Consider the following 3,825-nt stretch of genomic DNA (forward strand, 5'->3'; position numbering starts at 1 on the left):
AAGTGCTGCACAACCATTCGAAAAACAGTGTTCGGCAAATCATACGCTATCTTTGTCTTCTCAGAAACGTATTTCAGTATCCTGTCAAGTTCGTATTCTTGCCACAGTTTCTTGTATATGACATGTCCCCAACCAAGGATCTCTTCTCCTTGTAAATCTTCAATAGAACAAACCTGTTTGCTGCAGAATATAAGTGGCTCTTCCTCAGATTATATGAACTAACTCATGATCACCTTCACTCGCAATAGTTCAAATGAACATCTCCCGTACATTATCCGCTTAATCACCTTAAGCTTGTTTATGACGCCTTCTATGACTCCATTGCTGAACTCAGTCTTGATCGCATTCTTAACTGCCTCAATGTCTCTTTCTATTCCTCTGGCAAAGGTTGTTAGCTCACGGATATTTAACTTTTTTACTTTTTCCAACCAGATTTCGAGCCTTGAATCATCTTTAATTCTAAATATGTCTCTGAAGTCGTTAACTGCCGAGCAGAGGTCTTGAAGGTTCTTGTTTGTCTTGAGATACTCTTCTATCTTCTCTTGATCTTCCACTTTGAACCTTGAGATATCATTGTGTAGAAATGAGATCAACAGTCCTCTTCTAAGAATCTTTTCGGGAGAAGTCTTTCTGTGCCTTCTTCCCAAACCTTCGTTGTATTCAGCCAAGAATGCGTTCAAATTCCTGTATGAACCTTTATAACCTTCTTTAACGATGACTCTGAATATGCTGGCTATTGTCTTTCTTTCATGATTAAGAGTGATTATAGTTTCTTTGTATGGGTCGAGTATGCTTCTTCTTTCTCTTGAGGCGCTCAGCATCCTTCCCTGATGCTTAACGTATTTTTTTGCTGTCCGGCAATCTATCTTTAGTTCTCTGGAAATGGCACTTACTGAGTATCCCTTCAGGTACATTTCTTTGACAGTCCCAACAAGCTCATTCTTCGCTTCTTCTGTTTCTCTACGTTTGATTTCGGCCTTGGTAAGTTTTCTCACTGTTTGATTTTCGCCAACTACTTCTTTCAGCTTTATTCTGGGAGGTATTGTGCGCCTAATATACTCGCTTGCTCCATCCATAAGGTTCTTAACCAGATGAAAACGATCACTTACCTGTAGTGCCCCGGGCAAAGCTTCTGCTACAGCCTTCGCATATCCTATTGACCCATCTCTTGATACCACTTCTATTTCGGGATATCCTCTCAACCACTCTGTAACTTCGCCAGTATCCCTTGATGGAATCATATCTACAACCTTCGAGGTCTCATAGTCCACCATTACTGTGCCATATGTGTGGCCCTTCCTGGTCGCAAAATCATCTATGCAGACTGTTTTGAGAAGCGTTCTATTTATAACCTGTTTTTTTTAACATCCTCAGAATCGTGTCGTCGGATATTTTGGTAAGTCCATTACTAACTATTCCCTCAGCTTTCAGTGCACTCATGTTTGCTGCCAACTCGATTATTCTTTCATTCAATCTCTTTGTTCTTCTCCCGTAATCGTCAACAAAACTGAATCTCTCTGCGAATTTCGATTTCTCACACTCTGAATTCTTGCAGAAGAATACCCTCCTTTGAAGTACTATTGTCAACTGTCTACTCTGAACAGGTAGATCGGAAACCGCTTTCAGATAAATCGTGTGAACACTCTTCGACTTCGCACCGCAATATGGACATACTGCTTCTTCTCGTCCCATCTTCGCATGTAGTTCTATCCTGTCTTCATACACTTGAGACTCAATCAATACAAGATCCCGGTCCAGTGACCTAAGTAATTCTTCCAATTCCCTCATCCGCTTTCGACAATAAAATTACTGCCTTACTCAATTCTACGCATTCTTTCACTCTTTTCCTATGCATTGAGGAAGAGCCATATAAGTACCGGTAATTGCAGAGGAGAATTCCCTGTTAATGCAAGAGCCATTGCAACTTCCCCCGGAATTACCTACCCTTGTAGTTAGGACACTATGAGGGGGAGGAAAAGGAGGATGGTTGCAATGGCTAAGATCAATTCTATCAGAAGCAAATATTTTAATGAAGGAAAGCGAATTGTGGAGATTGCAAGAGAAACAGAGACGGATGTGAAGACAGTGAAGAAGTACATTCTGAAGGATGATTTCAATATACAGTCACCACAGGCAAAGAAAGCAGTTAAGTCGAAGCTCGATCCTTTCAAAGAAGAGATTGATTGTTGGCTTGAGCAAGACAAACTTGAAAGAAGGAAACAGCGACATACGGCTTTAAGAGTATTCAAAAGGCTTCAGGAAAAACACGGTGATTCCTTTGACTGTTCATATCGTCTTGTGGCAACATACGTGGCACAGAAGAGGAAAGAGCTTTATGGACAGAGCAAGGAGTTTTACTTCGCTTTGGAACACAAACCCGGTGAAGCACAGGTAGACTTTGGAGAAGCTGACTTTCTGGAAAACGGTGTTCGCTGTCACGGATATACTCTGAATGTCTCCTTTCCCTACAGCAACGGGGGATATCTTCAACTCTTCAAGGGAGAAAACCAGCAATGCCTAATGGAAGGGCTCATGAATGTCTTCAATCACATAGGGGGTGTTCCCAACCGAATATGGTTTGACAACGCCTCATCCATGGTCAGCAAGATACTGAAGGAAGGAGAACGGATCCTTTCGGAACACTTTCTCAGATTCAAGAATCACTATGGATTCGAAGCAGTCTTTTGTAATCCTCAGAGCGGGAATGAGAAAGGCAGCGTCGAAAGTAAAGTGGGATACCATAGGAGAAACCTGCTGGTTCCTGTTCCAGAGATAAATGACTTAATGGCCTTCAACAAAGAGCTCCTCGCTCGATGTGATCATGATATGGAAAGACCGCACTATTCTAAGCCAGGCATGATAAGAGAGCGATTTGAAGAAGACAGGACAAAGCTTCTAACTCTTGCGCGGAGTAAGTACGATGAATCGATCCTCTTGGCCGTTCGCACAGATGCTCACGCGAAGTTCACTCTTGAAAAAGGAAGGCATACCTATTCAAGCGCTCCAAAATATGCAAAGACCGAGATATGGGCAAGACTGACCGCTCATGAAGTTATCGTAATGGACAGGGACTACAAAGAGATAATCACTCATCCCAGACAGTATGGACAGATGAAGAGAGAATCCATGAACTGGATACCTTATCTCACCCAATTATCCAGGAGACCGGCAGCATTGAAATACACGGGTATATACGAACTGTTTCCTTCTCCACTACAAGAGTTTCTTGACCAGAGTGATCGTTCAAGCAAGAAAGAGACTCTCAAGATCCTTGCAGAGCTGAGCGAAGATACAGGCTTTTCGAGTGCAGTAGAAGCCTTCCTTGTAGCTCTAGAGAGAGGGACAAAAGACAGCGATAGTGTTCTCGCTATATTCCGGCGGCTCAACACAGAAAGCTTCGAGTTCAGTCCTGTTTTACTCCCGGGTGACATACCAGAACTCCCGCCTCTTAAGAACAAAGCACTTGACTACGATCTATTCCTGGAAAGGAGTAGCCAATCATGAAAGACCAGATTGCGTACTGCTGTAAGAAGCTACGCCTTGGAAGGAAGATAGTGGATGTATTTGAAGAGGTAGAAGCGGACAACAACCAGGAATACCTTATGAAGATACTACAAATTGCTCTGGATAACCGTGAGACCTCAAGGAAGAACCGCCTGGTAAAACAGGCGGGCTTCTATGCACTGAAGACATTCGAAGATTTCTCATTCGAAGAAATACGACTACCTCAGGACATAAGTCCAGAAGAACTGAAGAAAGCCTCTTTCGTAGACGAGAAGAAGAATTTGATTCTGTACGGAAACGTTGGTACTGGAAAGACTCACC

4 protein-coding genes are annotated in these 3,825 nt (G+C 42.7%); 2 read left to right on the forward strand and 2 right to left on the reverse strand.

From position 1 onward, the window contains the following. Window positions 1-218 precede the first annotated feature (218 nt). The gene (locus RJ60_RS15470; protein WP_146028942.1) at window positions 219-1,349 is read right to left on the reverse strand and encodes an ISL3 family transposase; all 1,131 of its coding nucleotides are present in this window, start codon (window positions 1,347-1,349) and stop codon (window positions 219-221) included. Next, the gene (locus RJ60_RS16385) at window positions 1,342-1,779 is read right to left on the reverse strand and encodes a transposase family protein (protein ID WP_103135232.1); all 438 of its coding nucleotides are present in this window, start codon (window positions 1,777-1,779) and stop codon (window positions 1,342-1,344) included. The genes RJ60_RS15470 and RJ60_RS16385 overlap by 8 nt, the downstream gene beginning before the upstream one ends. 213 nt (window positions 1,780-1,992) lie before the next feature. Here RJ60_RS16385 and istA point away from each other — a divergent pair, with 213 nt between their 5' ends. Both istA and RJ60_RS14555 read left to right on the forward strand, forming a co-directional pair. After that, window positions 1,993-3,504, forward strand: coding sequence for an IS21 family transposase (istA, locus tag RJ60_RS14550; protein WP_103135234.1), 1,512 nt, complete (start codon window positions 1,993-1,995; stop codon window positions 3,502-3,504). Then, the coding region (locus tag RJ60_RS14555) for an ATP-binding protein (RefSeq protein ID WP_180979981.1) at window positions 3,501-3,825 on the forward strand (325 nt) is incomplete at its 3' end. The genes istA and RJ60_RS14555, both read left to right, overlap by 4 nt.

This window comes from Mesotoga sp. B105.6.4 (assembly GCF_002896535.1).
Taxonomy (GTDB): Bacteria; Thermotogota; Thermotogae; order Petrotogales; family Kosmotogaceae; genus Mesotoga.